At 64.0% G+C, this 3690-nt stretch carries 4 protein-coding genes; 2 read left to right on the top strand and 2 right to left on the bottom strand.

What is annotated here, in order from left to right; genetic code table 11:
• Nucleotides 1-15: 15 nt before the first annotated feature.
• Complete coding sequence (locus tag VFQ05_06545) at nucleotides 16-963, bottom strand: hypothetical protein (GenBank protein HET9326408.1); 948 nt, start codon at nucleotides 961-963, stop codon at nucleotides 16-18.
• Nucleotides 964-1407: 444 nt separating this feature from the next.
• Between VFQ05_06545 and VFQ05_06540 the strand changes: the two genes are divergently transcribed.
• Both VFQ05_06540 and VFQ05_06535 read left to right on the top strand, forming a co-directional pair.
• On the top strand, nucleotides 1408-1821 hold the full coding sequence (locus VFQ05_06540; GenBank protein ID HET9326407.1) for a RidA family protein: 414 nt from the start codon (nucleotides 1408-1410) through the stop codon (nucleotides 1819-1821).
• The gene (locus VFQ05_06535) at nucleotides 1821-2621 is read left to right on the top strand and encodes an enoyl-CoA hydratase family protein (GenBank protein ID HET9326406.1); all 801 of its coding nucleotides are present in this window, start codon (nucleotides 1821-1823) and stop codon (nucleotides 2619-2621) included. The genes VFQ05_06540 and VFQ05_06535 overlap by 1 nt, the downstream gene beginning before the upstream one ends.
• Nucleotides 2622-2681: 60 nt before the next feature.
• Here the strand turns inward: VFQ05_06535 and VFQ05_06530 are convergent.
• The coding region (locus VFQ05_06530; protein ID HET9326405.1) for a class I SAM-dependent methyltransferase at nucleotides 2682-3690 on the bottom strand (1009 nt) is incomplete at its 5' end.

Here is a 3690-nt window from a genome sequence, read left to right as displayed (position 1 = left end):
CTGGTGCGCTGATCATCAGCCCAAGCGCGCGAGCCTCGTTCGCTCGCGTTTGTGGCGCATGAACTCGACTCCGAACGTACGCTCGGCCATGTACTGGTTGTGCGCGCGACAGCGGAGCCGCAGGCCTTGGACCGTCGATTGCCCGCCTCGGGCGATTTCCAGGACGTGATCGAATTCGAGGAACCGTCGTTCCGAGCATCGATGGCCATCAGTGCTCACGAACGTGCACTGATCTCCGTCTCTCTCTCTGACGGCGCGCCTCACGCAGGAAGGGATCGTACGCGGGTTGCCGGATTGAGGTTGGGTATGGCGCGGCTTCGAAGTCACAGCGAAGCGGTTCTTCTCGAGTCTCTCGACGAGGGCTCTCAGGGCCCGTTCGATGACGGTCTCGAGATTGCCGCTCGGGAGCTGATGACTGAGCAAGGCTTGCGCTCGCCGCAAGTCATCGAGAGCACTCTGCCCGATCGTGAGCTGAATCTTGAAGCGCCCTGGCGACAGCGGCATGACCCTGCAAGGCGCGGCGGTCCGCGCAACTGGCCGCGCGGCCGGTAGATTATTTGCCGGTGTGGCAACGGCCGGAGCCTTAGGCGGCTCCGATCCTGTCTGGACGACGTGCTCCGTCGTTGACACGGGCGCCGCAAGCTCCAAAACCTGCGGCGCTGGCGACTGGGGCTCACTCGAGCGCCTCGGTCTGATGACCGGGGCCACATCCTGTTTCGGAAACCGCTCGGCGAGCAACTGCTCGATCTGGAATCGCGTCTTCCCAGAAGCCGCGGTCAGCAACTCTTGCGCGTTTTCCACGGTCAGCTGTGGGGCGAGCAGCACGACTCCGTTCAGGTTCAGCCGGCCATCGGCGATCGCTTCGAACAAGGCCGGGACACGGTGCGCGGCACGTGCAGCGCGGATGCGCTTGAATGCCGAGTCCTCGGACAAGCCAAACTTCTCGACGCAATACGCGAACATCGAGGGATAGCCTGCTGGCAAGTAGAGTCTGCGGGCATCGAACTCGGCCAGGTTGGCGAGGAGCTCGGCGGTGCTTGTCCGCTCGCGGATGAACGAGGATGTGAGCTGGCGCTGGAGAGCATCGTCGGACAGCTGAGAGCGTGAGTAATTTGTCATGTGACAGCTCGGCGGGGGCGAGTGTCGAGGGCGACATGAATCTTGTACCACTGGAGTTTTCGAGGCTTATGGATTCGCAGGCAGATCCGTTCGCGACATCGGGAGAGAGCCGCGCGTCGGATCCACTCGAAGTCGCACACCCAGCGATCTGGAGCGCTTTGGTGTGCGGTGAGAGAGCGGCCAGCAGACCCGAGCATGCTTGCTCGCGCAACCCGTCAAGATAATTCTTGCGTCTGAACCGACAAGGCCCGATTTGAACGCTTCGCAGCCCGTGATAGTTTTCGCGCCATGTCGAACCTGGACATCATCAATCCCGAGTCGCTCGGTAAGCCCAAGGGCTTCAGCCACGGGATCATGGCCAACAGCGGCCGCATCCTGTTCGTGGCCGGGCAGCCCGGCTACGTCGCGAGCGCGAACAGATCGTCGGCGCCCAGCTTCCAGCAGCAATTCGCACACGCGCTCGATCGCGTGATCGCGGTGGTCCAGGAAGCGGGTGGCCAGCCCACGGACATCACCCGGCTCACGATTTTCGTAACAAATCTCGAGGCCTATCTCGACAGTCGCGAGGCTCTGGGCGAAGCCTGGAAGCAGCGCTTCGCGCGTTATTACCCGGCGACCACGCTCGTCGAAGTCAAAGGCCTGGTCGACGAAGGTGCGGTGGTGGAAATCGAAGCGACGGCCATGATCGGAGCCGGTCGCTGATGCCGATCGCGCCGCGCGCTTTCTTATACGAGCTCGACCTCAAGACCCAGGTCGCGACCATCACGCTCAACCGACCCGAGCGCCTCAATGCATTGACCTTCGAGGTCTACGCCGAGCTGCGCGACACCTTCCGCGCGCTCGACCAGGAGCCCGGTGTCCGCGCCATCGTGATCACCGGCGCAGGACGCGGCTTCTGCTCGGGAGGCGACGTCGAGGACATCATCGGCGCCCTGTTCGGCCGAGGCCCCAAGGAGCTGCTCGAGTTCACCCGCATGACCTGCGACCTGGTGCTGGCCATCCGCCGCTGCCGCCGGCCGGTGATCGCCGCGCTCAACGGCACGGTGGCCGGCGCGGGCGCCGTGATCGCCGCGGCCTGCGACTTTCGCGTGGCCGCGGAGAGCGCCAAGATCGCTTTCTTGTTTGTACGGGTGGGGCTCTCCGGCGCCGACATGGGTGCTTCGTGGCTGTTGCCCCGAATGGTCGGCCTCACGCACGCCACCGAACTCCTGATGACCGGGGATTTCATCAGCGCGCAGCGCGCGGGAGAGATCGGGCTTTATCACCGGGTCGTGTCGCAGGACCGCATCATGCCCGAGGCCATGGCGCTCGCCGAAAAGCTCGCAAAAGGCCCCGCGGACGCGCTGGCGGTCACCAAGCAGGCGCTCGAGCTCGAGGCCCACATGACGCTCGAGCAGGCTCTCGATCACGAAGCGCGGGTGCAGGCGGAGCTGATGGAGCACCCAAATTATCGCGAGGCGTACGAGGCGTTCCGGGCGAAGCGGCAACCTAGCTTCATGTAATCGCGACGGCTTGCCGTCGCGATAAGCCTCCACACGCCATCCTCACCCGCTCGCTCCCACCTATTTGCGCACCACATACCAATTATTCTGAATATCATGCGCGAGCCGGTGCATCTCCACCGAGCGGAAGCCCGCTTCCGCGAGATACTCGCGCGCCATCTCCTCGCCCCACATCGCGCCCAGCCCCTCGCCGCCCTGTGCCAATGAAACCGTCATGCAGTGGAGGCATGACACGGTGTACAGGAACGTGCCCATCGGATGGTCGAGGTTCTTGTGCACGTGGCTCGAGCCATGAATGTCTTGCATCAAGTAAACGCCATCTGGCTTCAGCGCACGATGGATGCCTTTGAGGACCGCGAGAGGCTTCGCCTGGTCGTGCACCGCATCGAACGTCGTGATGAAATCAAAAGTCTCCGCCTCGGCGCGCTGGTCGAAGTCGCTGAGATCGACCGGGAGGAATTCCACGTTGCCCAGACGCCGCGCCACCGCCTCCATGCGCCCGGTCGCAATCGCCTCCATGGACAGGTCCATGCCCACGAAGCGGCTGGCCGGGAACAGCTCGGCGAGACGGTTGATGATGCGGCCGCGCCCGCACCCGACGTCGAGCATGCGGATGCCGCTCCGCAGGCGCTCGGCGAGGCCAGGAACCAGCGGCAGGATGTGGGTCTCCAGCGATGACATGACCGACTGCCCGCTGTCCTCGGCCATGACTTCGTGAAATCGTGGGAAGCGCTCGTAAGGCACGCCACCGCCGTTCTTGAAGCACTCAACAATTTCATCCTCGACGGAGCCGAGCAGCGAAATGTACTGAGTGAACACTGAAAAATTATCGGCCGCTGCGGCACGCGTGAGATACGCCGCGTGCTCGGGCGGCAGGAGGTAGCGGTTGGTCGCCGGATCCACTTCGATAGCACCTGCCGTCGTCATCGCGCCGAGCCACTCGCGCACGTAGCGCTCGTTCAAGCCGGCGCGCTCGGCGAGCGCGTCAGACGTCATGGGCGGTTGATCACGCATGGCGTCGAACAACCCGGTGCGGTGCCCGATGGAAGCCATGAGGCAGAAGGCGCCC

It is taken from the genome of Candidatus Eisenbacteria bacterium (assembly GCA_035712145.1).
In the GTDB taxonomy this organism is placed as follows: domain Bacteria; phylum Eisenbacteria; class RBG-16-71-46; order RBG-16-71-46; family RBG-16-71-46; genus DASTBI01.
Note: the sequence above shows the minus strand (reverse complement) of the source record. Positions and strands in the feature narration are given on the sequence as shown.

What these genes read in the sequence shown, in the direction of transcription:
- VFQ05_06545 (HET9326408.1), bottom strand. Translation starts at nt 963, where the DNA reads ATGTTCGCGTATTGCGTCGAGAAGTTTGGCTTGTCCGAGGACTCGGCA.
- VFQ05_06540 (HET9326407.1), top strand. Translation starts at nt 1,408, where the DNA reads ATGTCGAACCTGGACATCATCAATCCCGAGTCGCTCGGTAAGCCCAAG.
- VFQ05_06535 (HET9326406.1), top strand. Translation starts at nt 1,821, where the DNA reads ATGCCGATCGCGCCGCGCGCTTTCTTATACGAGCTCGACCTCAAGACC.